This window comes from Symbiobacterium sp. (genome assembly GCF_040797425.1).
GTDB lineage: Bacteria > Bacillota > Sulfobacillia > Symbiobacteriales > Symbiobacteriaceae > Symbiobacterium.
This window is the reverse complement of sequence record NZ_JBFNEH010000132.1, coordinates 1-1528: the sequence shown is the minus strand read 5'-3', so window position 1 is coordinate 1528 and position 1528 is coordinate 1. Positions and strand designations below refer to the sequence as shown.

Below are 1528 nucleotides of genomic sequence, written 5' to 3'. Positions count from 1 at the left end.
AGACCCGCATGAACACGCGACCCGACAATCTGTCGGGTAAATCTGAGACGGGCGTGTCAACTTGTCTGTGTAAGCGGGGTGGTCACAGGTAGGGGTTGATCCGGTCGGGGTAGGCCGCGGCGAGCTGGGCGAGGGCCTGCTTCCAGTTCGTGACGGCCTGACCTTCGACGAGCCGGCCCTGGGCTTTGCGCTGGCCGGCGGGTTTGCCCCGGTCCCGAGCGCGTTCGGCGGCGCGTTTGTCTTCGATGTTGCAGATCGCCAGCCAGAGCAGCTTCACCGCCGCCTCGGTCGAGGGGAAGTGGCCGCGGTTCTTGGTCACCTTCCGTAGCTGGAAGTTCAGCGACTCGATGCTGTTGGTCGTGTAGATGACCTTGCGGAGCATGGGTGGGAACTGCAGGAACGGGATGAACCGCTCCCAGGAGTTCGCCCAGGTCGCGGCTGCAGACGGGTACTTCGTGCCGAGCTCGGAGGCCTCGAACTCGGCCAGCGCCTTCCTCGCGGTCTCTTCGTTGGGGGCGGTGTAGATCGGCTTCAGCGCGGCGGCGACCTTCTTGCGGTCCTGGTAGGCCACGAACCGCATCGCGGCCCGGATCAGGTGAACCACGCAGGTCTGGACCATCGAGTCCGGCCACGTCGCCTCGACCGCCTCCGGCAGGCCCTTGAGCCCGTCGCAGCACACGATCAGCACGTCCTGCACGCCCCGGTTGGCGAGATCGGCGCAGACGTGGGCCCAGAACGCCGAGCCCTCGGTGTCCTGGACCCAGATCCCCAGCACGTGCTTGATGCCCTCGAGGTCCACGCCGACGGCGATGTAGGCGGCACGGTTGAGGACCTGGCTGTTCTCTCGGATCTTGATCCGGATTGCGTCGAGATAGATCACCGGATAGAACTCCTCCAGCGGCCGCGACTGCCACGCCAGGACCTCTTCGCTCACGGCGTCGGTGATGTTGGAGATCGTCTCGTGCGACAGGTCCGTGCCGATCGTGGAGGCCAGGTGGTGCTGGATGTCCCGGATCGTCATTCCGCCGGCATAGAGGCTGATGATCATGTCATCCAGGCCCCCGAGGCGCCGCTGGCCCTTGGGCACCAGGCGCGGGGTGAACGACCCGCCCCGGTCTCGCGGGACGTCCAGCTCGATCGGCCCGACCTCGGACTCCACGGTCTTCGGGGTGGTCCCGTTGCGGGAGTTGGCGTGCTTCGGCGCCTCGCTCGAGCCCTTCTCGTAGCCCAGATGGCTGGTCAGCTCGGCCTGCAGGCCCCGCTCGAGCGCGGCCTTGACCAGCGCGGGCACGAACCCGCCGTCACCGGTGAGCTCGACGCCGCCCGCGTCGATCTGCGCGAACAGGGCATCAAGCTGCCCTGAGGCTTTCAGCTGCTCGACCAGGTCCTGGCCCGAGGGCTCGCCTGGGTTCTTCTCGTCGGTCATGGTCATGATTCTTACCGTTCCTCTCGGTACGGCTTACACAGACCATCTGACACGCCCGGTCGAACTGGGCGTTGACGCTGGCGGCATCGGGCTGGTCGTAGA

1 protein-coding gene is annotated in these 1528 nt (G+C 66.5%); it reads right to left on the bottom strand.

Going from position 1 to position 1528, the window contains the following annotated elements:
- Positions 1-82: 82 nt before the first annotated feature.
- Positions 83-1426 carry an IS256-like element ISMlu11 family transposase gene (locus AB2385_RS17050; RefSeq protein ID WP_367656205.1) on the bottom strand — a complete coding sequence of 448 codons (1344 nt, stop codon included), beginning with the start codon at positions 1424-1426 and terminating at the stop codon, positions 83-85.
- Positions 1427-1528: the final 102 nt, after the last annotated feature.